Source organism: Buttiauxella gaviniae, from assembly GCF_040786275.1.
Taxonomy (GTDB): Bacteria; Pseudomonadota; Gammaproteobacteria; order Enterobacterales; family Enterobacteriaceae; genus Buttiauxella; species Buttiauxella gaviniae_A.
The window spans coordinates 415071-441428 of record NZ_JBFMVT010000002.1; the positions used below are offsets into that span (position 1 = coordinate 415071).

At 51.0% G+C, this 26358-nt stretch carries 21 protein-coding genes; 9 read left to right on the forward strand and 12 right to left on the reverse strand.

Annotation, left to right across the window (positions count from 1 at the left end; genetic code table 11):
- Entirely contained in the window at window positions 1–753 is a 753-nt protein-coding gene (gene moeB, locus AB1E22_RS02640) for a molybdopterin-synthase adenylyltransferase MoeB (RefSeq protein ID WP_367593963.1), read from the forward strand.
- Between the two features lie 156 nt (window positions 754–909).
- Here the strand turns inward: moeB and AB1E22_RS02645 are convergent, their stop codons facing one another.
- The 3 genes from AB1E22_RS02645 to AB1E22_RS02655 all read right to left on the reverse strand — a co-directional run bounded on the left by AB1E22_RS02645 (window position 910) and on the right by AB1E22_RS02655 (window position 4694).
- Window positions 910–1590: a DUF2931 family protein gene (locus tag AB1E22_RS02645; protein ID WP_367593964.1), complete on the reverse strand. Its 681-nt coding sequence runs from the start codon at window positions 1588–1590 to the stop codon at window positions 910–912.
- The gene (locus tag AB1E22_RS02650) at window positions 1587–3515 is read right to left on the reverse strand and encodes a PAAR domain-containing protein (RefSeq protein WP_367593965.1); all 1929 of its coding nucleotides are present in this window, start codon (window positions 3513–3515) and stop codon (window positions 1587–1589) included. The genes AB1E22_RS02645 and AB1E22_RS02650 overlap by 4 nt, the downstream gene beginning before the upstream one ends.
- Window positions 3516–3620: 105 nt before the next feature.
- Window positions 3621–4694, reverse strand: a complete 1074-nt coding sequence (locus AB1E22_RS02655) for a LacI family DNA-binding transcriptional regulator (protein ID WP_367593966.1) — start codon at window positions 4692–4694, stop codon at window positions 3621–3623.
- A gap of 296 nt (window positions 4695–4990) precedes the next feature.
- On the opposite strand from AB1E22_RS02655, the gene AB1E22_RS02660 reads away from it, so the two are divergent.
- A complete protein-coding gene (locus AB1E22_RS02660) occupies window positions 4991–6292 on the forward strand; it encodes an MFS transporter (protein WP_367593967.1) in 1302 nt (433 codons plus the stop codon).
- 15 nt (window positions 6293–6307) lie between these two features.
- Window positions 6308–8671 (forward strand): glycoside hydrolase family 31 protein, encoded by a 2364-nt coding sequence (locus tag AB1E22_RS02665; protein ID WP_367593968.1) that lies wholly within the window; start codon window positions 6308–6310, stop codon window positions 8669–8671.
- A 117-nt stretch (window positions 8672–8788) separates the two neighbouring features.
- Here the strand turns inward: AB1E22_RS02665 and AB1E22_RS02670 are convergent, their stop codons facing one another.
- Window positions 8789–10384 (reverse strand): ABC-F family ATPase, encoded by a 1596-nt coding sequence (locus AB1E22_RS02670; RefSeq protein WP_367593969.1) that lies wholly within the window; start codon window positions 10382–10384, stop codon window positions 8789–8791.
- Between the two features lie 229 nt (window positions 10385–10613).
- Between AB1E22_RS02670 and ldtB the strand changes: the two genes are divergently transcribed.
- The 5 genes from ldtB (at window position 10614) to sanA (ending at window position 14704) form a co-directional block, all read left to right on the forward strand.
- Entirely contained in the window at window positions 10614–11534 is a 921-nt protein-coding gene (gene ldtB / locus AB1E22_RS02675; protein ID WP_367597307.1) for a L,D-transpeptidase, read from the forward strand.
- Between the two features lie 208 nt (window positions 11535–11742).
- A complete protein-coding gene (locus AB1E22_RS02680) occupies window positions 11743–12144 on the forward strand; it encodes a CidA/LrgA family protein (protein WP_367593970.1) in 402 nt (133 codons plus the stop codon).
- On the forward strand, window positions 12141–12836 hold the full coding sequence (locus AB1E22_RS02685) for a CidB/LrgB family autolysis modulator (RefSeq protein WP_367593971.1): 696 nt from the start codon (window positions 12141–12143) through the stop codon (window positions 12834–12836). Before AB1E22_RS02680 ends, AB1E22_RS02685 begins: the two co-directional genes overlap by 4 nt.
- 130 nt (window positions 12837–12966) lie before the next feature.
- Entirely contained in the window at window positions 12967–13851 is an 885-nt protein-coding gene (cdd, locus tag AB1E22_RS02690) for a cytidine deaminase (RefSeq protein WP_367593972.1), read from the forward strand.
- Between the two features lie 133 nt (window positions 13852–13984).
- Window positions 13985–14704 carry an outer membrane permeability protein SanA gene (sanA, locus tag AB1E22_RS02695; protein ID WP_367593973.1) on the forward strand — a complete coding sequence of 240 codons (720 nt, stop codon included), beginning with the start codon at window positions 13985–13987 and terminating at the stop codon, window positions 14702–14704.
- A 56-nt stretch (window positions 14705–14760) separates the two neighbouring features.
- Here sanA and mglC read toward each other — a convergent pair whose 3' ends face one another.
- From mglC to AB1E22_RS02730, 7 genes are all read right to left on the reverse strand, one after another.
- Window positions 14761–15771 (reverse strand): galactose/methyl galactoside ABC transporter permease MglC, encoded by a 1011-nt coding sequence (gene mglC / locus AB1E22_RS02700; protein WP_367593974.1) that lies wholly within the window; start codon window positions 15769–15771, stop codon window positions 14761–14763.
- Between the two features lie 19 nt (window positions 15772–15790).
- Window positions 15791–17311 (reverse strand): galactose/methyl galactoside ABC transporter ATP-binding protein MglA, encoded by a 1521-nt coding sequence (mglA, locus tag AB1E22_RS02705; protein ID WP_367593975.1) that lies wholly within the window; start codon window positions 17309–17311, stop codon window positions 15791–15793.
- Window positions 17312–17391: 80 nt separating this feature from the next.
- Entirely contained in the window at window positions 17392–18390 is a 999-nt protein-coding gene (mglB, locus tag AB1E22_RS02710) for a galactose/glucose ABC transporter substrate-binding protein MglB (protein WP_367593976.1), read from the reverse strand.
- Window positions 18391–18677: 287 nt separating this feature from the next.
- The gene (gene galS, locus AB1E22_RS02715) at window positions 18678–19700 is read right to left on the reverse strand and encodes an HTH-type transcriptional regulator GalS (protein WP_367593977.1); all 1023 of its coding nucleotides are present in this window, start codon (window positions 19698–19700) and stop codon (window positions 18678–18680) included.
- 155 nt (window positions 19701–19855) lie between these two features.
- Window positions 19856–21013, reverse strand: a complete 1158-nt coding sequence (yeiB, locus tag AB1E22_RS02720; protein WP_367593978.1) for a DUF418 domain-containing protein YeiB — start codon at window positions 21011–21013, stop codon at window positions 19856–19858.
- A 20-nt stretch (window positions 21014–21033) separates the two neighbouring features.
- A complete protein-coding gene (gene folE, locus AB1E22_RS02725; protein ID WP_367593979.1) occupies window positions 21034–21699 on the reverse strand; it encodes a GTP cyclohydrolase I FolE in 666 nt (221 codons plus the stop codon).
- 128 nt (window positions 21700–21827) lie between these two features.
- Window positions 21828–22949: a YbfB/YjiJ family MFS transporter gene (locus AB1E22_RS02730; RefSeq protein WP_367593980.1), complete on the reverse strand. Its 1122-nt coding sequence runs from the start codon at window positions 22947–22949 to the stop codon at window positions 21828–21830.
- 107 nt (window positions 22950–23056) lie between these two features.
- Here AB1E22_RS02730 and fghA point away from each other — a divergent pair, with 107 nt between their 5' ends.
- Complete coding sequence (gene fghA, locus AB1E22_RS02735) at window positions 23057–23887, forward strand: S-formylglutathione hydrolase (RefSeq protein WP_367593981.1); 831 nt, start codon at window positions 23057–23059, stop codon at window positions 23885–23887.
- 179 nt (window positions 23888–24066) lie between these two features.
- Here fghA and cirA read toward each other — a convergent pair whose 3' ends face one another.
- Window positions 24067–26037 carry a catecholate siderophore receptor CirA gene (gene cirA / locus AB1E22_RS02740; protein ID WP_367593982.1) on the reverse strand — a complete coding sequence of 657 codons (1971 nt, stop codon included), beginning with the start codon at window positions 26035–26037 and terminating at the stop codon, window positions 24067–24069.
- Window positions 26038–26358 lie beyond the last annotated feature (321 nt).

The following is a 26358-nucleotide window of genomic DNA, read 5'->3' on the forward strand; positions in this document are numbered from 1 at the left end:
ATGGGTGCTGAACTTAACGATCGGGAGATGCTGCGCTACAACCGCCAGATTATTCTGCGCGGTTTTGATTTTGACGGCCAGGAAGCGTTAAAAGCCGCACGCGTTTTGATTGTTGGGCTCGGCGGCCTCGGGTGTGCAGCCGCGCCGTATCTGGCGGCAGCGGGTGTAGGCCATCTCACCTTGTTAGATTTTGACACCGTGGCGCTCTCTAATTTGCAGCGCCAGACGCTGCATCGTGACACCACTATTGGTCAGCCAAAAGTCGATTCTGCTCGCGATGCGCTTGCGGCGATCAATCCTCATATTCAGTTGGAAACGATCAATGCGCTGTTAGACGAAGCGCAACTCCTGGAGCTGATTGCCCGCCACGATCTGGTAATGGACTGTACCGATAATGTGACCGTTCGCAATCAGCTCAATCAGTGCTGTTTCACGCTGAAAAAACCACTGGTCAGCGGCGCGGCAATTCGTATGGAAGGGCAAATCAGCGTCTTTACTTATCAGGATGGCGAGCCGTGTTATCGCTGCCTGAGCCGCTTGTTTGGTGAAAATGCGCTGACGTGTGTAGAAGCAGGCGTAATGGCCCCGTTGGTTGGCGTGATTGGGTCGCTACAGGCGATGGAGGCGATTAAGTTACTGGCGCATTACGGCACGCCCGCCGCCGGAAAAATCGTGATGTATGATGCCATGACCTGCCAGTTTCGCGAGATGAAGCTGCCGCGTAATGGGCAGTGTGAAGTGTGTGGCGGATAAGTATTAGCGCGCATTGTTTCATGTTGAGTTAACAATTCTTTCGTAAGTCGGGCTAGTGTGAACGACGCCCGATATAAGCAACAATACGTCCCCAAAGAAAGTTTAGTCCGCGTGGATCCGAGTATAAAGCTAATCTACGAAGTTACTCTTTTCCACTCACCAGGCGCCGTATGGGTAGGTTTTTCCTTTAATGAAGTCAGGTGTTTCCCCGTAATATTCATAGCCTTCAGGATGCTTACTCATTCCCTTGCAGACGGTCATCCGATCGCCGGACACCGTTTTTAACTTCTCCACGGGAACCGGGTAATTTTCACCTCCGGCACTGTTCTGCAACCACACTCTGACCTTACCTTCAGGTGCCAGACCAAACAGCATCGTGTCATACCACGCTATATTGCCGAACATATCTTTACCTGTGGAAACCCTCATTTTTCTCCACACCGACTCCGGGAAAAACAGACTCGTTTCATAGCTTTTTTTATCGATGATCGAATCCCAGCAGAAAATCATATATTGCGGCGGCTGCTTAGCTTTGTTGAAGTGTATAGAGCTTCTTCTGACGGTTTCACTCCACTTTCCAACGCTGTACGGGTTATCCTGAGTACTGTCCAGGGTATTGAAAGTGTACAGGTAACCGGCTGTATCAATAATGCGAGCATGGGTAACTAACGCGGGTAGGAGCTTCGGTGTGAAAAATGCAAACTCCCACTCCCCATAAGGCAGCGTCCAGTCCCCCTTCGCTGCAAGGGATGAACAACAGTCTTGCGATGTTTTTTCTGCCTGACACCCCGCCAGTGCCAACAGTAACGACAGAGCTAATATTTTTTTAATGTTCATACTTTTTTACCGTCCATGTTGTATACCGTACGTCGCCCTTCTTCATCGGGACGATCGGTGAAAATAATTTCCGCACCTGAAGTTCCACCGCTTATTTGGCCTTTCTCATCCACCTCGACCGCATTCCAGTTTGCCGAACAGTGAATGTAGTCTTTCGCTATCAGGTCTATTTCATCGGTGGTAAAACCGGACATGGTTTTCCCTGTACGAGCGCGTTTTCCGATGAAGAGTGCTTGGCTGCAATAGGGGAGAAGTTCTGGTGGGAGTTTTAGATCTGGATTTTTTGGATCAATAGGATCAAACAATACCCCTGCCTCCTGCGCAGCATCCAGCATCACCCGCAGCACAACCCTCGACCAGTCATTCTTCACTATGCGCTTGCGCATAACCAGGGCTGCAAAACTGCGCTTCTGAAAGTTACCATAGCGATCCTGTGGCATTCTGTCGTCGTACCAGGTTTCGCCAGTAACTTTATTGGTGCGCACGACTGGAGCAATAGCCGATGTATTTGCAAGTTGTGCCTGTTGCGCCATTGCCTGGCGATAAACCCGAGTTTCCTGGCCGGGTTGATTGAACGGGACGGTTTCGACCTTCGGACGTGTCAAATAGAGGTTTTCCTGCTCCAGAGGCAGATACCCCCCACCAATATCGGAATGAGCGCCGGGCAGCGCCAGTTCTGGCCATGCAGGCTGAACGCTATTAAGGGCGAAATTAAAGCGGCACTCATTTTGTGCGGTGATGTGGAAGACTTTTTCCGCAATACCCGGACGCAAAATGATATTAACATCCCCGGTATCTGCGCTATGGGGGTTGAGGCCGTTTGCTGGCGTGCCGATAGCCGCAACGGTATCGAAGATACCAATAAAGCGAATTTTTCCTGACGGTGCGCCTCGATATTCTATTTCCCCCATTCCCTGACGGATGGCCTCAATCACCGCATTGTCTTCAGATTGTATGCGATTCGCGAAATGGCGGGCCGCCGCCGCCCCACGGCTGAAGCCGAAAATATCGAACTGAAGGGATTTAATAATTAACAAAGTGTCATTTAAATTTTGCTTTATCTCCAGTAAAGCTTGCTGTATCTCTTTTCCGAGAAAAGAGACCGCCTTATCAGTCCTGGCAATCACTCCTGTATCGGAGATACCGAGTCCTTTACCCACCATGCTGTCAGCTTTTCCAGCATCAGTCCCAATACCTTCAATATAAACAGCTTGTTGTGCCAATCCGGTTTCAACAGGAATATCTGTCTTATACAAAGTATTCAACCAGTGAATATTCGTGTAATACCCAATATAGCTACCCAAACCGATACCGGAAACGCCCATATTTCTTTCGGCACTTTTAGCCAGAATAGACTGCGCATCCGCACTGTTCAGGTTGAAATGTTCGCCGGAACAAGCCTTCAACATATTCTGCACGTTAATTGAGTTATTCCCCGTGCCATCAAAGAACACGCCAATTGTCAGGGTAATTTCTCGTTTCTTTTTACCGGGTGTTGGGGATTGTGGAGCAACGTTATCTTCGCTGGCGGGTTGTTCTGAATTCTGTGATTGTTTATGACGTCTGGCTGATTGGGCATATTGTTCAGGCTCGTCATCACTAACTGTACTCTCCCCAAATAATGCGTCTGTGTCCTGAAGAATAACCGCCCGCTTTTCGTAACCATTTTCAATCGAGGGAATAAATGTTGCCCGGCAAGGGCAGGAACTTACACTGTGTAATGTTCCGGCTAATAGTTGCCCGCCATTACGTCTCTTTGGTAACCCTCCCACAATTTCAAATTTGCCAGGAAATTTACCGCAGGTAACAATATCTCCTGCTCGTGCAGCACCCATACCCTGAAAATGTAATGTCGCGCTGCCCGTGCAAATTTCTCCCCCGCACGTGGTTTTATCCCCAATATGAAGAAAGTATCCTTTAGCCATATTAAATCCGTTTAATTTATGTGGTTAATGAGGTGCTCATATTAACCACATATCTGACTTAACTTAAATCATCGTTTCAGGACATTTTATGCTGTATACAAAAAATCACTCATCATAAAGCCCGACGCTACTGACCGCCGTGTGGCTTTTGTTCGAACGAATACGGCGCACTGAATCACGCACCACCAGCATTCCGTTAAGCAGCAAATTCCCCACGGGTGCCTGGGGGCGAATCAGACGCTGCTGCAAAATATGCACCGCCTCTTCACCCAGTTCGTCACGCGGGACGTGTACTGATGTAAGTGGCACATCGTGAATGGCCGCGAGATTAAAACCGTCGATACTCATGACGGACATATCCTGCGGTACCCGCAGCCCTGCATTTTGCAGCGCGCTTACCGCTCCCGCCGCCATAAAATCCCCCCCGACCAGTAGAGCCGTCGGCAAGTGCTGGCGCGGCGTTTTTTCCAGAAACTCGCTAATCAGCTTTTCACTCTCTTTGGCGCTAAAACTTTGCGCGGCGATCAGATTGTGCGAATCATCAAACTGGAGATTGTGCTTATCCCAGGCATCGCGGATCCCCGCAAGGCGCAACTCCATGGTGTAGCGCCGCAGGCAGAGCAAATTCACCACCGCTTTATGGCCCTGTTCGAAGAGATAGCTCGCCGCGAAATCACCTATCAATTGGTGATCCGGCGCGACGCCGGGCAAGCGCATTTTGCGATCGCGGCAGTTGATCAGCACGCAGGGTTTACCGAGATCCACCGCCAGATCGTGAATATGCGGATCGTCAATGCCGAGTAAGATCGCCGCCTCAGTTTCTGCCTCGTTCATTTTGCTCAGGAACATATTGGCATCGCTGTCATTTTCTTCAAGGGCGCAGTAGCGCAGCCGTACTTCGTGGGGCGCCAGGGCCTGACTCAACCCTTGCGTGACGCGATAATAAAAAACGTCAGACCGTTCATCAAAAGCTCGCTGTGGCGCAAAAACAACCAGGCTATTAAGCAACATGCGCCCCGCCGCCATTCCGGCAAGCACCCCTTTTTGCCCGGCACACTGCAACACCTGCTGACGCGCCTGTTCACTGGTATTCGATTTTCCCGCCAGCACGCGTGAGACGGTGCTGATTGAAAGCCCGGTTTCCGCAGCAATTTCGGTGATTTTTAGCTTTTTACTCATTTTGTGATCTGCGCCCATTTCGGCCATGAAAATTTTTTCACAATCAAGTTTATGGCTTATTTACTGCTCTTTTCGTTAGCGAGCGCACGTATTTATCTTTCATATGAAAATTTTTGCATAAAAGTTGCTATTGAGCATTTTCTAACTGTTTTACGCTCTCTCCACTGCCGTAGCTGAACCTGCCATTGCGCGGCAAGCAGTCCATAAAATAATTATTAATCAATTAGATATAAAATTACTCAGCCCTGTGGTTTGAGAAAATATTCGATAGAAGATGCTTCTACGTGGAGAACAACATGAGTCATGGCATAAATCCAGGCGTCACCGCCGTTAAGGCTAAACGCACCATTCGTAACCTGCGCTGGTGGGTTCTGGTGCTGTTTTTATTGGGCGTCACCGTTAACTACATCACCCGCAACTCTCTCGGTATTTTGGCGCCAGAGCTAAAAAGCAGCCTGGGAATTACCACAGAACAGTACTCGTGGATTGTCGCCTCATTCCAGCTCGCCTATACCCTTTTCCAACCGATTTGCGGCTGGTTGATTGATGTCATCGGCCTGAAACTCGGCTTCCTGATTTGTGCAGGGATTTGGGCGGTGGTGTGTGTTATGCATGCGGGAGCCGGTAGCTGGCTGCATCTGGCCATTTTGCGCTTCTTTATGGGGGGTGCAGAAGCGGCGGCAACGCCTGCTAACGCGAAAACCATTGGCGAATGGTTCCCGAAAAAAGAACGCCCGATTGCGGCGGGTTGGGCCGGGGTGGGTTTCTCCATTGGTGCGATGCTGGCACCGCCTATCGTCTATTTTGCTCATGCCTCTTTCGGCTGGCAGGGCGCGTTTATGTTTACCGGCGTGCTGGCGATGTTATGGGTAATTTTGTGGTGGGTGTTCTATCACAATCCGGAACAGCACCCGAATCTTGGCAAAGAAGAGTTGGAGTTCATCAAGCAGGATAACGAACCTGCTGCGGTGAAGCTGCCTTTCCTGACCGCATTAAAAACCGTAGGTAAGAACAAACGTTTCTACGGTATCGCCATTCCAGCCTTTATGGCTGAGCCTGCCTGGGCGGTGTTGAGTTTCTGGGTGCCGCTGTATCTGGCAAACGAACGCGGAATGGATCTTAAACAAATCGCCATGTTCGCCTGGCTGCCGTTCCTCGCCGCCGATCTCGGCAGTGTGGCAAGCGGCTATCTGACGAAGGTTTACACCCGCTGGTTCGGTTGCTCTCGTACCAACTCTATCGTGGCGAGTTCGGTAACCGGCGCGTTCCTGATGATTTCGCTGGCGCTGGTCGCCATCACGAAAGATCCCTACGTCACTATCGCCCTGATCTCCATCGGCGGCTTTGGGCATCAGATTATTTCCTGCATGTTGAGTGCCCTGGTAGTGGACTCCTTCGATAAAGGCCAAATGGCAACGGTCAACGGGATGCGTGGCTCTGCCGCCTGGATTGCCAGCTTCCTGTTCTCGCTGCTGATTGGCGTAACCGCCGACAAAATTGGCTACAACCCGCTGTTTATCGCCATGGGCTTCTTTGACCTGATTGGCGCTGTATTCCTGGTTTCTTTTATTGCTGAACGCCGCACCAAGCGCGCCTGATAGAGATTGTGAACGATGAAAACATTGAAGAATTGGACACTGGTAAAATTTGATGCCAGCCACGTTGAGTTAACCGTGGATGGAAAACATAGCCTGAATCTGTTTGTGCTTGAACAAGGGATGTTCCGCGTGTTGATTAAACGCGAGAACAAGCTGGCGCTCAATCGCACCTGGAGCATCGCGCCAGAAAACGATGTGCCGTGGGAAGGCCGTAACCGCGAAAGTCTGGAGGGTTTTTCATTACCGGGCTTCACGGTGGAAGAGCTGAGCGAAACGCTGCGCATCAGCACGGATAAACTGCGCGTAACGGTTCACCAGCCGCTGTGGCTTGAGTGGGAATATAAGAACGACAGCGGCGAGTGGCAGATGCTGGCAAGCGACCGCCCGACCAGCGCCTATCTACTCAATGCGCATGGCGACGGCGTGGCACATTACCAGCGCCGCTATAAAGGAGAGCGTTATTACGGCCTTGGCGAAAAAGCTGGCCCGCTTCAGCGTACCGGTAAGCGATATGAAATGCGCAATCTGGACGCCATGGGCTATAACGCTGAATCTACCGATCCGCTGTACAAGCATATTCCCTTTACGATTACGCGCCGCCCGGACGTAAGTTTCGGGATGTTTTACGACAACCTGAGCAGTTGCTGGCTGGATTTGGGCAACGAGATCGACAATTACCACCTGCCCTACCGCCGCTGGCAGGCTGAATCGGGCGATGTGGATTATTACCTCTTCCTCGGCCCGCAGGTTTTGGATGTCACCAAAGCGTTTGTACGCCTGACGGGTAAAACATTGTTTGGCCCGAAATGGAGCCTCGGCTACAGCGGTTCCACCATGCATTACACCGATGCGCCGGACGCACAAAACCAACTGATGAGCTTTATCCGTCTTTGTAACGAACATGCGATTCCGTGCGATTCGTTCCAGCTTTCGTCGGGTTACACTTCCATAAACAACAAGCGCTACGTGTTCAACTGGAACTACGACAAAGTGCCGCAGCCAAAAGTGATGAGCCAGGCGTTCCACGACGCGGGCATTAAACTGGCGGCGAACATCAAACCGTGCCTGTTGCAGGATCACCCGCGCTACCAGGAAGTGGTTGAGCAAGGCCTGTTTATTAAAGATTCCGAGCAGGATAGCCCGGAGAGATCGATCTTTTGGGACGATGAAGGTTCGCACCTCGATTTCACCAACCCGGCGACGGTTAAATGGTGGCAGACCGGCGTCACCACGCAGCTTCTGGAGATGGGTATCGATTCCACCTGGAACGATAACAACGAATACGAAGTATGGGACGGCGAAGCCCGCTGCCACGGCTTTGGCGAAGAGATCGCCATCAAAAATATCCGCCCGGTGATGCCGCTTTTGATGATGCGTGCGTCGCTTGAAGCACAGCAGAAATTTGCACCTGAAAAACGCCCATATTTGATCTCGCGTTCCGGCTGCGCAGGTATGCAGCGTTATGTGCAAACCTGGAGCGGCGATAACCGCACTAACTGGAATACGCTGCGTTATAACACCCGCATGGGTGTGGGCATGAGCCTTTCTGGTCTGTATAACGTGGGTCACGATGTCGGCGGTTTCTCCGGGGATAAACCAGAAGCCGAGCTGTTTGTGCGCTGGGTACAAAATGGCGTGATGCATCCGCGTTTCACTATCCATTCGTGGAACGACGACCAGACGGTGAATGAGCCGTGGATGTACGCAAATGTCACGCCCGCCATTCGCAGCGCAATCGAAACACGTTACCGCCTGCTGCCGTACTTCTACACCCTGCTGTGGCAGGCCCATGCGGACGATGAGCCAATGCTGCGCCCGACATTCCTCGACCACGAGCATGACGCGAAAACCTTCGAAGAGTGCGACGATTTTATGTTGGGCCGCAATGTGCTGGTGGCAAGCGTAGTGGAAGAAGGCCAACGCGAGCGTGAAGTCTGGCTGCCAGAAAACGGCGCAGGCTGGTACGACTATTACACCGGTCAGTGGTACAGCGGCGGACAGACGATCGTCCTTGATGCCCCGCTGGAACGCCTGCCGCTGCTGGTTCGTGCTGGGGCTGCGCTGCCGCACTCCGTGCGTATTAGCCACGTTGATGCCCGGGCTGATGATGTGCGCGAACTGAAGGTGTACCCGCTGCAAGGAGCCGGAGTTTCTCACGGTAGTTTGTTTGAAGATGACGGTGAATCATGGGGCTATCAGCAAGGCAATGCGCTGTGGCTGAGCTGGGAAATTCGCTGCACCGCCAAGGAAATTCATGTGAACTTTAGCCGCAAAGGTGATTATCAACCGGCGTGGAAAGAGTTGAAGCTGACGCTGCCTGCAGGTGAGACAAGGCGTTTAGTGGTGGATGGTGTTGCGCAGGAGAGCTGGGCGCTGTAGTTAACGGTGAATGGCGTTTATCCCCCTACAACAGCATTTGGTAGGCCGGGTAAGCGCAAGCGCCACCCGACATATCCAGAGATCAAAAAAAACCGCCGAATCCGGCGGTTTTCTCTTTTAACCATCAATCCCTTTACTGCGCAGGTAATCTTCATACCCGCCGGTAAAGTCAATCACGCGCTCTGGCGTAATCTCAATCACTCGTGTTGCCAGCGAGCTTACGAACTCACGGTCGTGAGAAACGAAGATCAGCGTGCCAGGATACATTTCCAGCGCCATGTTCAGCGATTCAATAGATTCCATATCCAGGTGGTTAGTCGGTTCATCCATGATCAGAACGTTCGGACGCTCCATCATTAACTTACCAAACAACATACGGCCTTTTTCACCACCGGACAGCACCTTCGCAGGCTTTTTGATATCGTCCTGGCTGAACAGCAGACGGCCCAGGATGCTGCGCACCGCTTGCTCGTCGTCGCCTTCTTGCATCCACTGGCTCATCCAGTCGAACACGGTGAGATTGTTTTCAAATTCGTATTCGTGATCCTGCGCGTAGTAGCCGAGCTGCGCATTCTCAGACCATTTCACCACGCCCGCTTCCGGAGTCAGTTCGCCCACCAGGGTTTTCAGCAAGGTTGATTTACCTACGCCGTTGGTACCCAGAATGGCGAGTTTTTCCCCCACTTCCAGCAGCAGATTAACACCTTTAAACAGCGGGCCTTCATCAAAACCTTTCGCCAGCCCTTCAACTTCCAGCGCATTACGGAACAGTTTTTTGTCCTGCTCGAAGCGAATGAACGGGTTCTGACGGCTGGAGGCTTTCACTTCGTCGAGTTTGATTTTATCAATCTGACGCGCACGAGAAGTCGCCTGGCGCGATTTCGATGCGTTAGCGCTAAAGCGGCTTACGAACGATTGGAGGTCAGCAATCTGTGCTTTTTTCTTCGCGTTATCAGACAGCAGACGTTCACGCGCCTGCGTTGCCGCCGTCATGTATTCGTCGTAGTTGCCCGGGTAAACACGCAGCTCGCCGTAATCCAGATCCGCCATGTGCGTACAGACCATGTTCAGAAAGTGACGGTCGTGCGAGATAATGATCATGGTGCTGTTGCGCTCGTTGAGCACGGTTTCCAGCCAACGAATGGTGTCGATGTCCAGGTTGTTCGTCGGTTCATCGAGCAGCAGGATGTCTGGATTTGAGAACAGTGCCTGCGCCAGCAACACACGCAGTTTCCAGCCTGGAGCGACTTCGCTCATTGGGCCGTAATGCTGTTCTAAAGGAATGCCGACGCCCAGGAGCAGTTCGCCCGCGCGCGCTTCCGCGGTGTAACCGTCCATTTCGCCGTACAGCACTTCCAGATCGGCAACTTTATAGCCGTCTTCTTCGCTCATCTCTGGCAGCGCATAAATACGGTCGCGCTCTTCTTTTACTTCCCAGAGTTCGGCATGGCCCATAATGACCGTGTCGAGAACAGTGAACTTTTCAAAGGCAAATTGATCCTGGCGCAGCTTACCGATGCGCTCGTTAGGATCGAGCGAAACGTTACCCAGCGTTGGCTCTAAATCGCCACCGAGGATCTTCATAAAGGTAGATTTGCCGCTACCGTTAGCGCCGATCAAGCCGTAACGGTTGCCGCCGCCAAATTTGACAGAAATATTTTCAAACAGCGGCTTACTGCCGAACTGCATTGTGACGTTACTGGAAACTAGCACAGAGATGTCCTGGTAAATTATTTAATATGTGAGATCGGGCACATTATGCCATAACTCAACGTGCAGATCGCTCTGCTTGTGCGCTGGTGATAAAATAATCAATCTACAAAAAAATGTGATTTAATCCACATCTGATTTCCCAGGCTGAGGGAATGCACATATAATGCGCGCTCAAACCGCTCCGTTTCTTCACTAACTAGCCTGCATGGCCATAAATACTTCGCACAAGATGAATATGAAACTACGCACAATTTTACTGGCATTTGTGGCTGTTGTGTCTTTTAGCAAAACAGCTTCTGCCGTGACCTATCCTCTGCCAACTGATGGCAGCCGTTTGATTGGTCAAAACCAAGTCGTCACTATTCCTGAAGGCAGTACTGCTCCGCTCGAAGAGTTCGCCGCGCGTTATCAGATGGGACTTTCCAACATGTTGGAAGCAAACCCAGGCGTTGACCCTTATCTGCCTAAGCCAGGCACCATACTGAACATTCCTCAGCAGTTAATTTTGCCGGACACCGTTCATGAAGGCATCGTGGTTAACAGTGCTGAAATGCGCCTTTATTACTACCCGGCTGGCACCAATACCGTTATCGTGCTGCCAATCGGTATCGGCCAGTTGGGGAAAGATACTCCGCTGAACTGGACGACTAAAGTAGAACGTAAGAAAGCAGGCCCAACCTGGACGCCAACGGCGAAAATGCACGCAGAATATATTGCTGCGGGTACCCCACTTCCAGCGGTGGTTCCAGCAGGCCCGGACAACCCTATGGGTCTGTACGCGCTCTATATTGGCCGCCTGTATGCGATTCACGGCACCAATGCAAACTTTGGTATCGGCCTGCGTGTGAGCCACGGTTGTGTGCGTCTGCGTAACGAAGACATCAAATTCCTGTTCGAGAAAGTGCCGGTCGGTACCCGTGTTCAGTTCATTAATGAACCAGTGAAAGCCACCGTTGAGCCAGACGGCACGCGCTACATCGAAGTGCACAACCCGCTGTCTACTACTGAAGAGCAGTTTAACTCCACTGAGATTGTACCGATCACGCTGAAAAGCAACGTGACCGCGATTACCGCTCAACCGGATGTGGATAGCACCGTGTTGGATCAGGCTATTCAGGGCCGTTCCGGTATGCCGGTACGTCTGAACTAATCCCAGTTTCAAACCGAATAAAGCGACTCCATTGTGAGTCGCTTTTTTTATGCCTGATTTCTGTATTTGCCACCAGCGGCTCTCACCGTACGGAGAACACCAGCGTTCCAAACAGGAATATTTGGTATGCTCATAATTCATGATGTGATCGGTAGCACATTTTCAACTTTAATTGTATGATGAATGCGTTTCTTAAAGGGTCATCACCATGCGTAACACACTCACCGTCATCTGGCAGTACCTGCGCTCTTTTGTATTAATTTACATATGCTTATATGCGGGCATTGCTATTGCATCACTGCTTCCTATCACTATTCCCGGCAGTATTATTGGGATGCTCATTCTGTTTATTTTGCTCTCTTTGCAAATCCTGCCAGCCAAATGGGTTAAGCCAAGTTGCCATTTAATGATCCGCTATATGGCGTTGCTATTTGTGCCGATTGGCGTGGGCGTGATGCAGTATGTCGATGTGATAAAGCAGCAGTTCGGCCCGGTGGTGGTGTCATGTTTTATCAGTACGCTGGTGGTGCTGGTCGTGGTGAGCTGGAGCTCCCATTTAGTGCATGGCGAACGTAAAATCGTTGGTGAAAACGAGGGCGAATCAAAATGATTCACTATATCTGGTGGTCTTTACCCTTAACGCTGGTGACCTTTTTCCTCGCCCGTAAAATCGGCGCACGGTTTAAAACGCCTCTACTTAATCCGCTGCTGGTTTCAATGGTGGTTATTATTCCTGTTCTGGTCTTTACCGGCACACCTTATGACCACTATTTCCAGGGCAGCAAAGTATTAAATGATTTGCTGCAACCGGCGGTTGTTGCCCTCGCCTTCCCGCTCTACGAGCAGCTTCACCAGATTCGGGCTCGCTGGAAATCCATCATCACTATCTGCTTTATCGGCAGCATGGTGGCGATGATTACCGGTACCTCGATTGCCTTGTTGATGGGCGCAACGCCGCAAATTGCCGCATCGGTTTTACCGAAATCGGTGACCACGCCAATCGCCATGGCAGTCGGCGGCAGTATCGGCGGTATTCCGGCAATTAGCGCCGTTTGCGTGATTTTTGTAGGTATTCTTGGGGCTGTTTTTGGTCACTCGATGCTGAATTTAATGCGCATAAAAACCAAAGCCTCCCGTGGCCTGTCGATGGGGGCCGCCTCTCACGCCCTGGGAACCGCGCGTTGTGCCGAACTGGATTTCCAGGAAGGGGCGTTTAGCTCCCTGGCGCTGGTAATTTGCGGGATCATCACTTCGTTGATCGCGCCGTTCCTGTTCCCGGTTATTTTGGCCGTGTTTGGTTAAAACTTGCGAGAGATCGCGCATTTTCATTTTTTATTTCATATGTTGCATATGTAATTAGAGAAAGATCACATATAAAGCCCATACAGAACCGTAAACTACGATTCATTCACTTGTTATGAGGCTAAATTCTATGCGCTCACGTTTTCAGGCTGCACTCGCACAACTCCCGGCTTCACTGCAAGCCGCTTTGCAAACATTGATTGCTGACTCTCACTTCCCGGCGATGTTTTTGGCATCAGAAGTTGAATCACTGAAAGCCCAAACCGGCATGGATGACGACGCGCTGGCATTTGCCTTATTACCGCTCGCTGCATCTTGCGCACGCGCGGATTTATCGCAGTTTTACGTCGGAGCGGTGGCGCGTGGCGTCAGCGGCAATCTCTATTTCGGCGGCAATATGGAGTTTCTTGGCTCCACGATGCAGCAAACCGTTCATGCCGAGCAGAGCGCAATTACCCATGCGTGGATGCGCGGTGAAAAAGCCCTCGCCGCGATTACGGTTAACTACACACCGTGCGGGCATTGCCGCCAGTTTATGAACGAACTGAACAGCGGCGTGGCACTGCGCATTAATCTGCCGGGCCGCAAACCCGCAACGCTGGGCGATTATCTCCCCGATGCCTTTGGCCCCCGCGATTTAGAAATCAAAACGTTACTGCTGGATGAAATGGATCACGGCTTTGAGCTGCAAGGCGATGACCTGAGCCAGGCGGCGATAACGGCGGCAAACCGTAGCCATGCGCCTTACAGCAATGCCCCATCAGGGGTTGCACTGGAAATGCGTGACGGGACGATTTTTAAAGGAAGTTATGCTGAAAATGCAGCGTTTAACCCTTCCCTGCCGCCGCTGCAGGCGGCGCTGAATCTGCTCAGCCTGTCGGGTTATGACTACAATGAAATCCAGCGGGCGGTTCTGGCAGAAAAAGCCGAAGCGCCATTGACGCAGTGGGATGCCACCGCAGCGACCCTGAAAGCGTTAGGCTGCATGAATATCGACCGCACTTTATTGAATTGATGTTCACTTTGGGGATGCGTGAGCGCATCCCCATTGATGAAATTTAATTCAACCAATCCCGCGATTCTTGCTCTTCACCCCCAGGTAAAGTAGCCTTGGATAAAATTCCATCCCTTTATTGAGCTGCAAGTCCATGTTGAAGCGCATGTTTTATAGCCTGTTGGTTATCATCGGCTTGGCTGTGATAGCTGCGCTGTGTCTTGACCGCTGGATAAGTTGGAAAACAGCGCCTTACGTCTATGACGAGCTGCAAGATTTACCCTACCGCCAGGTCGGTGTGGTGTTGGGTACTGCAAAGTATTACCGCACCGGGGTAATCAATCAGTATTACCAGTTTCGTATTCAGGGGGCGTTAAACGCTTATAACAGCGGCAAGGTGAATTACCTGTTGCTGAGTGGCGATAACGCCCAGCAAAGCTATAACGAACCGATGACTATGCGCAAAGACCTGATTGCCGGTGGCGTAGATCCTGCCGATATCGTGCTGGATTACGCAGGTTTCAGGACTCTGGACTCAATTGTTCGCACCCGCAAGGTTTTCGATACTAACGATTTTATTATTATCACTCAGCGCTTCCATTGTGAACGCGCGCTGTTTATCGCGCTGCATATGGGAATTCAAGCGCAGTGTTATGCCGTGCCATCGCCAAAAAATATGATGACGGTGCGTATCAGGGAATTTGGTGCTCGCCTGGGTGCGTTGGCCGATCTCTATATCTTTAAACGCGAACCGCGTTTTCTTGGGCCACTCGTTCCCATTCCTGCAATGTACGAAGTACCAGAGGATGCGCAAGCCTATCCCGCAGTAACACCTGAACAGGTACTGGAATTACAGAAGAAAGATAAAAAATAGTTCCCATAAAAAAGCCCGCAACAAGAAATTGTGCGGGCTTTTTCACAACGGGTGGATTACTTCTTACGAGCGTATTTCAGGGAATCCAGGGCAACGGCGAAGATAATAATCGCGCCCTTAATGATGTACTGCCAGTAAGGGTTAACCCCGATATACGTCAGGCCGTAGTTGATAACGGTAAAGATGATAACCCCGGTCACTACGCCAATAACTGTCCCCACGCCGCCGCTGAATGACACGCCACCCACAACACACGCAGCAATGGCATCAAGTTCGTACATAAAGCCCAGGTTGTTAGTTGCAGAACCGATACGACCTGCTTCCAGCATCCCGCCGAAGGCGTAGAACACCCCAGACAGCGCATAAATCATAATCAGGTTCAGGGCAACGTTAACGCCCGAGACTTTCGCCGCTTCCGGGTTACCGCCGATGGCGAAAATATTCTTACCGAAACGGGTTTTGTTCCACAGGATCCAGACAAAGCCAATCGCAATCAACGCATAGAATGTGATGTACGAAAGCTTGAAATTACCCATTTTGATAAAACCCTGGGTAAAGGTCGAGAATCCGCTATCGAACCCAGCGATTGGCGATGCGCCAACAAAGTCGTAATACAGGGAGTTGATACCGTAAACGATAATCATGGTACCCAGGGTGGTGATAAACGGCGTTACATTCAGGTAAGCAATGATAATACCGTTAACCAGGCCGATGATTGCGCCGATAGCACAGACGATCAGGATAACCACAGGAATCGGCATGGTGCTCATCTCAGGGAAAACTTTGTTCACGTTTTCCATCGATTGCAGAAGCGTTGCCGCAACTACCGCAGCCAGACCAACCTGGCGCCCTGCTGAAAGGTCAGTACCTTGCGTTACAATCAGCCCCGCCACGCCCAGTGCAATAATAATACGCACGGAAGACTGGGTCAGAATGTTACTCAGGTTCATCAAACTTAAAAACGTTGGGTCCTGGAAAATAATAATCGCCAGCAATACCAGCAATACGACATAAATGCCGCCTTCTTTCAGATAAGTTAGAAAACTTTTCTTATTTAACGCACTCATTTTAATAGCCCCTAAATTATCAAAGGTGCACAGACGCAAGACGTAAAATTTCGTTCTGCGTGGTTGTTTTAGTGTCTACAATTCCGGCAACAAGACCATTGCTCATGACCAGAATACGATCTGTAATCCCTAACAACTCCGGCATTTCGGACGAAATAATAATGATTCCTTTCCCTTTTTTGGCAAGCTCAGCAATAAGCTGATAAATTTCAAACTTAGCGCCGACGTCAATCCCACGGGTTGGCTCATCCAGCATTAATATTTCTGGCTGGGTTAATAACCAACGACCAATGATGACTTTCTGTTGGTTTCCGCCTGACAGCGAACCGATAGAGGTACGGTGACCTGGAGTTTTTACACGCATCGAGTCAATAACCCATTGGGTATCGCTCTTCATGCGCGTGTTATCCAGCAAACCGATTTTGTTTTTATAATTGTGAATATTAGAAATGAGCGAGTTAAAACCAATATCAAGATAAGCGTAAATCCCCGTCGAGCGGCGCTCTTCGGTCACTAACGCAAAACCATGGTTGATCGCTTCATTCGCGGTATGGTTATTAATCTTTTTGCCGTGTAGCGTAATGGTTCCGTCTGATTTCTCGCGGATACCAAAAAGCGTTTCAACAATATCGGTACGTTTCGCCCCGACCAGCCCCGCGATACCGAGAATTTCCCCTTTGTGCAAATCAAAGGAAACATCACGGATTGACGGCTGGCGCAGAGACGTCAGATTGCGGACTTCCATGATCACTTCGCCCGGCACGTTTTCTTTTGTCGGGAAGCGCTGGTTGAGAGAACGGCCAACCATCATGGCGATAATTTTATCCATATCCAGCCCTTCTAATGGCTGGGTAGCAATCCATTGTCCGTCACGCAGAATGGTAATTTCATCGCACAATTGGAAGATCTCTTCCATTTTGTGGGAGATATAAACGATGCCGCAACCGCGTTCTTTTAATTTACGAATGATTTTGAAAAGGTGGTTAACTTCCTTTTCTGTCAGAGAGGATGTGGGCTCATCCATAATGACAATTTTGGCATTGTAAGAAAACGCTTTTGCGATTTCGATCATCTGCATTTGTGAAACTGACAGCGTGCCGACGCGGGCGCGCGGGTCAATATCAATATCCAGCTCATCGAAAATATGTTTGGTATCACGGTACATTTTGTCCTGATCGACAAATATACCTTTGGTTGGGTAACGCCCCAGCCACATGTTATCCATGACGGTACGTTGTAAGACCAGGTTTAATTCCTGGTGTACCATGGAAATACCATTTTCCAGCGCCTCTTTAGTGCTGGAGAAATTAACTTCTTTTCCCTGAAAAAGAATACTGCCGGAATCTTTACTGTAGATCCCAAATAGGCATTTTAATAATGTTGATTTACCCGCACCGTTCTCACCCATTAATGCGTGAATGGAATGAGGACGCACTTTTAAATTAACATTATCCAGTGCCTTAACGCCGGGGAATGATTTATTTATGTTGGTCATTTCCAACAAATATTCCGACGACGGATTTGTAATATTGTCGACCATAGTTATACCTGTGTCGCTGAGTAGCTGGCCTGAAACCGGGCGCAGAATTCCGCGCCCGGATAAAAGGGTATTACGGGTATTTATTTACCAACGAACTCGGACAGATTGTCTTTATCAACACCGACGTAAGGAACACGTACGATTTTTTCTTCAATCTTCCAGTTAGTGCCTTCAGCCGCTGGTTTGCCTGCTGCCAGGTTTTTCACCAGATCGAAGGTCGCTTTTGCCTGGTTGTTGGCATCGTTCAGAACGGTACCGGCCATTGCGCCAGATTTAACCATTGCCAACGCTTCTGGCAGGGCATCTACACCAAACACCGGGATTGAGGATTTGTTGTGTGCTTTCAGCGCTTCTACCGCACCCATTGCCATCGCATCGTTGTTCGCAATAACCACTTCGATTTTGTTAGCGTTCGGGCCAGACAGCCACGCGTCCATCTTATCTTTAGCCTGAGCGGTATCCCACATTGCGGTATCTAATTGCAGCTGTTGGGTTTTCAGACCTTTGGTATTCAGCTCTTTAATAACGTAAGTAGTACGTGCTTCAGCATCCGGGTGGCCTGGCTCGCCTTTCAGCAGTACGAACTGAACCTGACCATCTTTGTTCAGATCCCATGCCGGGTTTGCCGCCCAGTGTTTAGCAATCAGGTCACCCTGAATGATGCCGGATTCTTTAGAGTCAGTACCTACGTAGTACGCTTTTTCGTAGCTATCCAGCGCCTTACGAGAAGGTTCTTTGTTGAAGAACACGACTGGAATATCCTGACCGCGTGCTTTTTCAATCACGGTCCCAGCGGCTGCCGGGTCAACCAGGTTGATTGCCAGACCCTTCACACCTTTTGCCAACAGGACGTCAATCTGATCGTTCTGCTTGGATTGGTCGTTCTGGGAGTCATTCATCAGCAACTGCACATCTGGAGAAGCTTTTGCGTCTTTTTCGATTGCCTTGCGCACGACCGACATAAAGTTATCGTCGTATTTATAAATGGTCACACCAATACGGGTATCAGCTGCATGAGCGGCTGCGCCAAACAACATGCAAGACATTACGGCGGACAGGGTCAAAACCTTCTTATTCATGGTATCTCCGGTTTTTGCAGGGTAGTTCCAGGGGGTTCAGGCAGGCAGCATTGTTATAAAAACGTTACTGAATGCCGAAAATTTTCTCTATTAAAAAAACTCTTCCGTGTTCAGTACCAATCCATAACTGCTTTTATTGATCTTTTTTGCTGAATACCTATCGGTAAACTGATTAATCACCGTTACATATAGTTTCAGCTGATAAAACGCTGACATAATAGTCATCGCGATGTTAATTAACTGTGAATTTACTCACAAATTGAAACCGGTTACATCAAAGACTTTTTTCAGAGAGTGATCGGGGCCGCAATTTGTCGCGGAGCCACCGAATGGCGTCGGACTAAAGTTGGCATAAAACAGTGTGTTGCACCAATATCGAGCGTTCCCGCAGCGCCCTGTAACGCCAATTCAGTCGCCAGGCGTGCCATGGAAACAATAGGGTAGCGCACGGTAGTGAGCTGTGGATCGGTATAGCGGGCGATAGGAATGTCATCAAAACCAATCACCGAGACATGGTGTGGAACGACAATACCGTTATCTTTCAGAGCGGTTAACGCCCCGGCCGCCATGCTGTCGTTATAGGCAAACACCGCACTAAGCTGTAAATTGCGCCCCAGCAATTCCACCATTGCCGCTTCGCCGCCCTGCATATCCGGCGACCCCACGCCTGTCCAGCTTTCCGGCGGGGTTATCCCCTGCTCGGTCATGCCGCGCATCCACCCTTCACGGCGCTGGGCGTTATCTTCAATAGCGTGGCTGGATGCCAGGTATCCGATGCGTTGATGGCCCTGATTGAACAGCATTCGGGTGGCCATCAATGCGCCGCTGACGTTATCAAGCCCAACGCAGCGATGCTCAAAGCCCGGCACAATGCGGTTGACCAACACCATACCCGGAATCTGTTCGAGAAATTCGCCCAACTCCTGGTCGCTCAACGCCTTTGCATGAACAATCAAGGCGTTGCAGCGCTGACGAATCAGCACTTCAATCGCATGGCGCTCTTTTTCTTCCTGATGATAACTATTGCCGATGAGAACATATTTGTTGTGCTGCTGCGCCACGACATCCACCGCTTTGACCAGCGCGCCAAAAAACGGATCGGAGACATCCATCACGACCACGCCAATGGTATCGCTGACCTGGGTCGCCAGCGCCTGCGCGTTCGCATTCGGTCGATAGCCCAGTTGCGCCACGGCCTGCATCACACTTTCGCGGGTGTCAGCGCTGACTAACGCACTGTTATTGAGAACACGGGAGACTGTCGCCACGGAGACGCCAGCGATGCGGGCTACGTCACGAATGGTGATCATGTTTATCACCAGACGGAAGAGGAATTGATCTCATGAGTGCACCCTGTATTTGGCAAGGTGGCTATTCTCGCAGCGACGGAGAATTGACTACGTGAGGAGGATCACAGTCATGAAAACGGTTACATACAAATCATTAACATTTGTGATGTGTATCATTATCTTGCTGTATGTTTCAGAGAGACGCCTGCGGCGCGTGCGGTGAGCTGCCGCCAGAGCCACTCAACCGGCCCCTGGCGGAAGTAACGCAGCCAGACCAGAGAGAACAGAATGTTGATTGCCCAAACCACAGGCACCAGCGCCAGCAGTGAGAGGCGATCGAATTTCATCATCCAGCCCATGCGGAAGAAGAATGTGGTGCAAATCAGCGTTTGCAGCAAATAGTTCGACAGCGCCATACGCCCGACATGCGCCACCGCATTCACAATGCGCATCCGCGAAAGCTGCGGCCAGTAACCATAAATCAGTGCGGCATAACCTATTGTCTGAAACGGTGCGCTCAATTCTCGCGGGGCTTGCAGCAAAAATGCGCACCAGCGGTACATCCAACCCACGTGCCATTGGGCATAAATAGCCGGAATATTGATGAGCATGCCGACCGCAATCAGGCACAAACCGGTGCGCCGGTAATGATGCAAACTAAACTCGCCTCGCAGCCAGCCGCTGCGCATTAACGACGCGCCAATCAGCATCATTCCCGCCAGTTGCCAGCCATACTGAGCCCCCAGCGCGACTAAATTCGAGGAGAGTAAATCGATCCGATTGCTGATGGCCTCTGTACCGCCCTGAAGTTTCCACCACTGCTCATACTGCAGGTTAGCCGCGTCAGGAACCCAGGAACGGTTCGGCGCATCACCGGAGATAAAGCCCAGCAAGAGCAGCACACCGATACCTGTCAGATAAAGCATAACGCCGGTGTTAAACAGCGAACGAATCCCCGGCGCATCACGAATCAAGCGCCAGCAAACCAGCCCGACTAAGCCATAGGCCAGCAAAATATCACCATCCCATAAGAAGATAGCGTGCATGAAACCCAGCAGAACTAATAACGTCAGACGTGACTGGATCCAGCGCTTGCCGCGATGTAACAACATCTGCAAACCCGCACCGAACAACAGAGCAAACAAAGTAAGGAATTTTACCTGCGCGAAAAGATCTAAAATCGCCCAGGTCCAGGCGTCGTGGTCGGTAACGGAACCGGACCAGGCTGGATTGAGGTACGCCGCCTTCGGCAAACCGAAGGCCACGATATTAAGCAGCAGGATACCGAGAATAGCGACGCCACGGACAAAATCCAGCGTTACGTTTCTCTCCATACACCCTGCCTGCTTATAAGTTAGTTATGACGGACTGCGCGCAGAAATTCCTGGCGAGTATTTTGGCTGGATTTGAATAATCCGCCCAGCGATGTCGTAGTTGTCGCACTGGTTGCATCCTGCACGCCACGCGCTTTCACACAATAATGGACTGCATCAATAGATACCGCCACATTGTTGGTGCCCAGCAGGGTTTGCAGCGCAATCAGAATTTGCTGCGTTAAGCGTTCCTGAACCTGCGGACGCTGCGCAAAGAATTGCACAATGCGGTTAATTTTCGACAGGCCAATCACGGTATCTTTCGGCAGATAAGAGACGGTCGCTTTGCCATCAATGGTGACGAAATGGTGTTCACAGGTACTGGTGAGCGTGATATTGCGCACGGTGACCATTTCATCCACCTTCATCTTATTCTCGATGACGGTGATTTTTGGGAAATTGGCATAATCGAGGCCGGAGAAAATCTCATCGACATACATTTTTGCAATGCGATGCGGCGTTTCCATCAGGCTATCGTCGCTGAGATCGAGATTGAGCAACTGCATGATTTCCGTCATATGTTCGGCAATCTGGCGTTTGCGGGTTTCATTATCCAGCTCACGCAAAGGTGGGCGCAGCGGCGTTTCTAAACCGCGAGCAACCAGTGCTTCGTGAACCATTGCGGCTTCTGGACTTAGTGATGACATACTGTTTTCTCCTGCAGGTGTGACTGACCTCGGCCCTGCGTGGGGCAAAGTGTGCGCTCATTGTGCGGGAGCGCGTCCGCATAATCCAGTGGTGCGAACGATAATTATTGAAATCATCAATACCTTTGCTACCTGCGCCAAACCAAACCGCCGCCGATCAATAATGCAAATCCGGCGACATATAATGCCGGCTCAAGTTGCCCGGTAAACGACGTCGATACTGCCGATAGCATCGGCCCGACCAACTGCCCTATCGCATAACCGGTGGTCAGCAATCCCGCCATGTAGCGAGTGTGGAGCGGTGCAAGTTCACGTCCATACAGCAGCGATAACTGCACCGCGCATAAAAATCCTCCCCCCACCAGGACAGACCCCAGAATCAGCCCCGTGATGTCGGGAATCATATCTGAGGCGAATACCCCGAAGGCCTGTAGCCAGAGTACCAGCGCCAGGCGTTGATGACTTTGCAAACATTGCCTTGCGGCAATGCCGAGCAAAATCCCGCATACCGCCGCCCCTCCGAATACCGGCCAGATGAACTGGGCGAATGCGCTTCCGGGGAAGCGCGCGCTGGCCATCTGCGACAAAAACGTGGCAGGCAGAATATAGCCAAACCCCGCCAGGCTGTAACTCAGCACCAGGCGTTTAAGCTGGGGGGTTAACACCAGCGGCTCCGGTGCCGTTTCCGGGCGATGTAACTCCCCTTTGCGCGGTAAATTCCGGGCAATTAAGAGAATAAACAACAGCGCCAAAGCACCATAAACCAGCCAGGCATGGCTTGCCGATAAACCATAGCGATGAATTAAAACCGCCAGCAGCCCGCTGATAAAGATCCCGGCACCCGGCCCGGCGAACACCGCAGCACTTAAACCCGGTTTGCCAAAATGTGCCAGCTTCTCGTTACTCCAGGCGGCAACCAATACCATTGCCCAACCGCTTGCTACGCCAATCAGAAAACGAATCAACGCATGCCAAAGGGCTGAATCTACGGTGGCGGAAAGCAGCGTTAAAATAACCGCGCCCCAGACGCCAGCCTGTAACCGTAATTCAACGCGTCGATGCGCACGCATGGCATCCCACGCGCCAACCAGATAACCGAGGTAGTTAATCGCCGCTACCAAACCCGCACTGGTTAAGGTAAGTTGCCCTTCCGTTATCATCAGCGGGACCTGTGGGGTGAACGCAAAACGGCCAATGCCCATTGCCACCACCAACACCAGAAATCCCGTTATCGCGATACGTGCCGCCACGCAGCCCCCGGTTGTTACGATTACGTTGCCAGCATGATGCAGCATGACTAGACTTGGGTGAAGTGAAACTTATTCATTGATATTGAATATAAATAAGGACCGTTTTAATGGAACTTCTCGAAGAACACCGATGTTTTGAAGGTTGGCAGCAGCGTTGGCGCCATGATTCCGCGGTACTGAAATGCCCGATGACGTTCAGTATTTTTCTTCCAACTCCGCGCACCACCCCGCCTCCGGTTTTGTACTGGTTATCCGGTTTGACGTGTAACGATGAGAATTTCACCACCAAAGCGGGCGCACAGCGTGTTGCGTCTGAATTAGGTATCGTGTTGGTGATGCCTGACACCAGCCCGCGCGGTGAAAACGTGCCAAACAATGAAAGCTACGATCTCGGCCAGGGTGCAGGTTTTTACCTTAACGCCACTGAACAGCCGTGGGCAGACCATTTCCGCATGTACGATTACATCAACGACGAATTACCCGCCCTTATCGCCGACAACTTTAGCATCAGCGACAAAGCGTCTATCTTCGGGCATTCGATGGGCGGCCACGGTGCACTAAGCATCGCATTGAAGAATCCGGGCCGTTACTGTTCAGTTTCCGCTTTTGCGCCCATTGTGAATCCAACGCGCGTGCCGTGGGGGCAAAAAGCCTTCGCCGCCTATTTAGGTCATGATGAAGAAAAATGGCGCGAGTGGGATAGCTGCTGCTTATTGATGCAGGCAGATAGCGCGCATCCATTGCCGATACTTATCGATCAAGGTGATGCCGATCAGTTCCTTGCGGATCAACTGCAACCGGCGCAATTTGCTGAAGTTGCACGCCAAAAGAACTGGCCGCTTACCCTGCGGGTGCAGCCAGGTTACGATCACAGCTATTACTTTATTGCGTCGTTTGTGGAGGATCATTTGCGATTCCACGCGGAGCATCTGGCGTAACAAGAATGTCGGATGGCGCTTCGCTTATCCGACCTACGCCCTCATGGACCCCACCCCAGCCCTCCCCTGGCAAGGGGAGGGAGTTTTAGCTCCTCCCCCTGGCAAGGGGGAGGCTGGGAGGGGGTCATTTTGTCCCTGGTCTAAACACGAAGGTCGGGGTGAGGATAAAAATCACTTCATCAGAATGAGTAATCCACCGCCATAAAGTAACGACGGCCATCTTCGTTATAACTGTAATCGTCACGACTCAGATCTTTATCACCCAGGTTCATCACGCCCGCACGCAATTTGACGTTTTTCGTCGCCTTCCATGCCGCGCCGGTATTCCACACCACATAACCACCAGGCGTTGCAGAGCCGTCGGTTGTGGCACGCTGTTCGCCGGTATAGTTTGCGGAAACGTAGAAGGACCAGTCATCCAGCGGCGCCCAGTCTACGGTCCCGTTTGCGGTGTGGAATGGCAGCGAGGCGAGAGGTTTATTCCCGCCGCCGCTCAGATCGCGACCGTCGTTATAGGTGTAGTTCAGCGTCAGTTTCCACTGTTCGTTAAACGGCACTTTCAGCTCGGTTTCCACGCCACGCACACGTGCCTTGTTAACGTTGTAGTATTTGAAGATTGGGCGACCCGCGCTGTCAAAGCCAACAAAGTTAGAGTAAGACGGGGCTTCGGTGCGACTGGAGGTTCGATTAATATCAATCATATCGTCGAGATTGTTCTGGAACGTGGTGATGCTTCCCGTCACACCGTCCAGCACGCCTTCATCACCTGCAAAGTACAGGCCGAGTTCAAAACTTTCGCTGGTTTCTGGTTTCAGATCCGGGCTACCGACAATCTTACAAGACCCACGGCAAGAGTTACTGGTCCAGTCAGGGCTCAGTTGCAACAATGAAGGAGCTTTAAACGCCGTCGCCCAGCCGCCTTTCATGGTGATGGTATCTGTTGCGCTATAGACCAGATAAGCACGCGGGCTCCAGTGGTCGCCGTAGGTTTCGTGATCGTCCATACGCACGCCGGTCGTCAGCGCCAGCGGTTCGAAAATCCGCCATTCATCTTCTACAAACAGCGCGTACTGGCTGGCAGAGGTATCGGAGCTATTGCCGCCGGTGAGATTAACCGGGTCAGTCAGCTTGTCGTGTCGCCATTCGCCACCAAACGTCAGCAACTGGTTAATCTCACCCAGTGGCAGAACCAGTTTGCCGTCGAGGCTGTTATTGCGTGAGGTGATTGGCGAGCTGTTGCCTGGATTGAGGTTATCAATCTTATCGCCGTAGAAACGCAGCTCGGTGTTGCCATAATCCCAACGACCATTGTGGGAAATGGAGTAATCCTGGCGCTCCATGCGGTTTTGGTTCAGGGAGTCAGAATCGCGGTCCTGACGGTCAAAACCATAGCCGAAGCTCATATCCTGGTTTTCCGTTGGCGTCAGGGCAAACTCAGCGCTACCGCTGCGTGTGGTAAAGCCTTCGATACGCGGTGTTTCACCGGTTGCACTGGTGCTGGAAGGTTCTTGCTTATCTTTTTCGCGCTTACCGAGGTTGCCGTAAACTTTTACCCCAAGCAAATCGTCAATGATTGGCCCGCTGGCGAAGAAGTTACTGTTATATGAATCCCCGCGATCGCGTTTTTCCTGGATAGTGGTATCCGCCGTCACGGTGCCGTGCCAGGCTTTGCCCACTTTACGCGTAATAATGTTGACCACGCCGCCTAACGCATCGGAACCGTACAGGGATGACATCGGCCCGCGCACCACTTCGATACGCTCAATGGCATCAACCGGAATCCAGTTGAGGTCAAAATCGTTATGACGGAATACGGCATTACGTGAGTTAACACGCTTGCCATCAACAAGAATCAGCGTGTAGCTACTGCTCAGACCACGAATACTGACGCCCTGACGGTTATCCCCTTCGTTGGTCAGTTGCACACCCGGAACTTCCTGCAAAACATCTTTCAGGTTCTGAATGGGCTTTTTCTTGAGATCTTCTTGAGTGATAACGCTGATACTGGCAGGGGCATCTTTGAGGTTTTGCTCGGTAGCAGAAGCAGTGACAACCATAGTGTCTTCACGTTCTTCAGCAATGACCGGAAACGCAACACTGATTATTGACGCGCAAAGTCCTCCCCGGACGATGGGATTCAACCTTAACATTCCTTTCTCCATGAGGTGAATAGCAAACTTAAAGGCTCACATTCCTTAATGCGTCGTTTGCTACGTTGGCAAACGACTGCGCGCTTTACTCATCGACATCCAGCCGCGGTAAAGAGTGGCGACACCTTAAATTAAACGAGAATGGTTATCAATCAAATTGTTAAAATTTGTAATGTATACCTGAAATAATTCGCGTTGCGGGAACGTGGCAAGAAAGCGAGTCCCGATGAACTTACTTGAGTAAGAGATTCGGGTGAGTGAGCGCCGCCAGGGCAACAACTGCTTGAAGTATGACGGGTATATGAAGGGCATTACGGGGGC

Bases quoted from the DNA above. Each gene is read 5' to 3' on its own strand.
- moeB (WP_367593963.1), top strand. From the start codon at position 1: ATGGGTGCTGAACTTAACGATCGGGAGATGCTGCGCTACAACCGCCAG.
- AB1E22_RS02645 (WP_367593964.1), bottom strand. From the start codon at position 1,590: ATGAACATTAAAAAAATATTAGCTCTGTCGTTACTGTTGGCACTGGCG.
- AB1E22_RS02650 (WP_367593965.1), bottom strand. From the start codon at position 3,515: ATGGCTAAAGGATACTTTCTTCATATTGGGGATAAAACCACGTGCGGG.
- AB1E22_RS02655 (WP_367593966.1), bottom strand. From the start codon at position 4,694: ATGAGTAAAAAGCTAAAAATCACCGAAATTGCTGCGGAAACCGGGCTT.
- AB1E22_RS02660 (WP_367593967.1), top strand. From the start codon at position 4,991: ATGAGTCATGGCATAAATCCAGGCGTCACCGCCGTTAAGGCTAAACGC.
- AB1E22_RS02665 (WP_367593968.1), top strand. From the start codon at position 6,308: ATGAAAACATTGAAGAATTGGACACTGGTAAAATTTGATGCCAGCCAC.
- ldtB (WP_367597307.1), top strand. From the start codon at position 10,614: ATGAATATGAAACTACGCACAATTTTACTGGCATTTGTGGCTGTTGTG.
- AB1E22_RS02680 (WP_367593970.1), top strand. From the start codon at position 11,743: ATGCGTAACACACTCACCGTCATCTGGCAGTACCTGCGCTCTTTTGTA.
- AB1E22_RS02685 (WP_367593971.1), top strand. From the start codon at position 12,141: ATGATTCACTATATCTGGTGGTCTTTACCCTTAACGCTGGTGACCTTT.
- cdd (WP_367593972.1), top strand. From the start codon at position 12,967: ATGCGCTCACGTTTTCAGGCTGCACTCGCACAACTCCCGGCTTCACTG.
- sanA (WP_367593973.1), top strand. From the start codon at position 13,985: ATGTTGAAGCGCATGTTTTATAGCCTGTTGGTTATCATCGGCTTGGCT.
- mglC (WP_367593974.1), bottom strand. From the start codon at position 15,771: ATGAGTGCGTTAAATAAGAAAAGTTTTCTAACTTATCTGAAAGAAGGC.
- mglA (WP_367593975.1), bottom strand. From the start codon at position 17,311: ATGGTCGACAATATTACAAATCCGTCGTCGGAATATTTGTTGGAAATG.
- mglB (WP_367593976.1), bottom strand. From the start codon at position 18,390: ATGAATAAGAAGGTTTTGACCCTGTCCGCCGTAATGTCTTGCATGTTG.
- galS (WP_367593977.1), bottom strand. From the start codon at position 19,700: ATGATCACCATTCGTGACGTAGCCCGCATCGCTGGCGTCTCCGTGGCG.
- yeiB (WP_367593978.1), bottom strand. From the start codon at position 21,013: ATGGAGAGAAACGTAACGCTGGATTTTGTCCGTGGCGTCGCTATTCTC.
- folE (WP_367593979.1), bottom strand. From the start codon at position 21,699: ATGTCATCACTAAGTCCAGAAGCCGCAATGGTTCACGAAGCACTGGTT.
- fghA (WP_367593981.1), top strand. From the start codon at position 23,057: ATGGAACTTCTCGAAGAACACCGATGTTTTGAAGGTTGGCAGCAGCGT.
- cirA (WP_367593982.1), bottom strand. From the start codon at position 26,037: ATGTTAAGGTTGAATCCCATCGTCCGGGGAGGACTTTGCGCGTCAATA.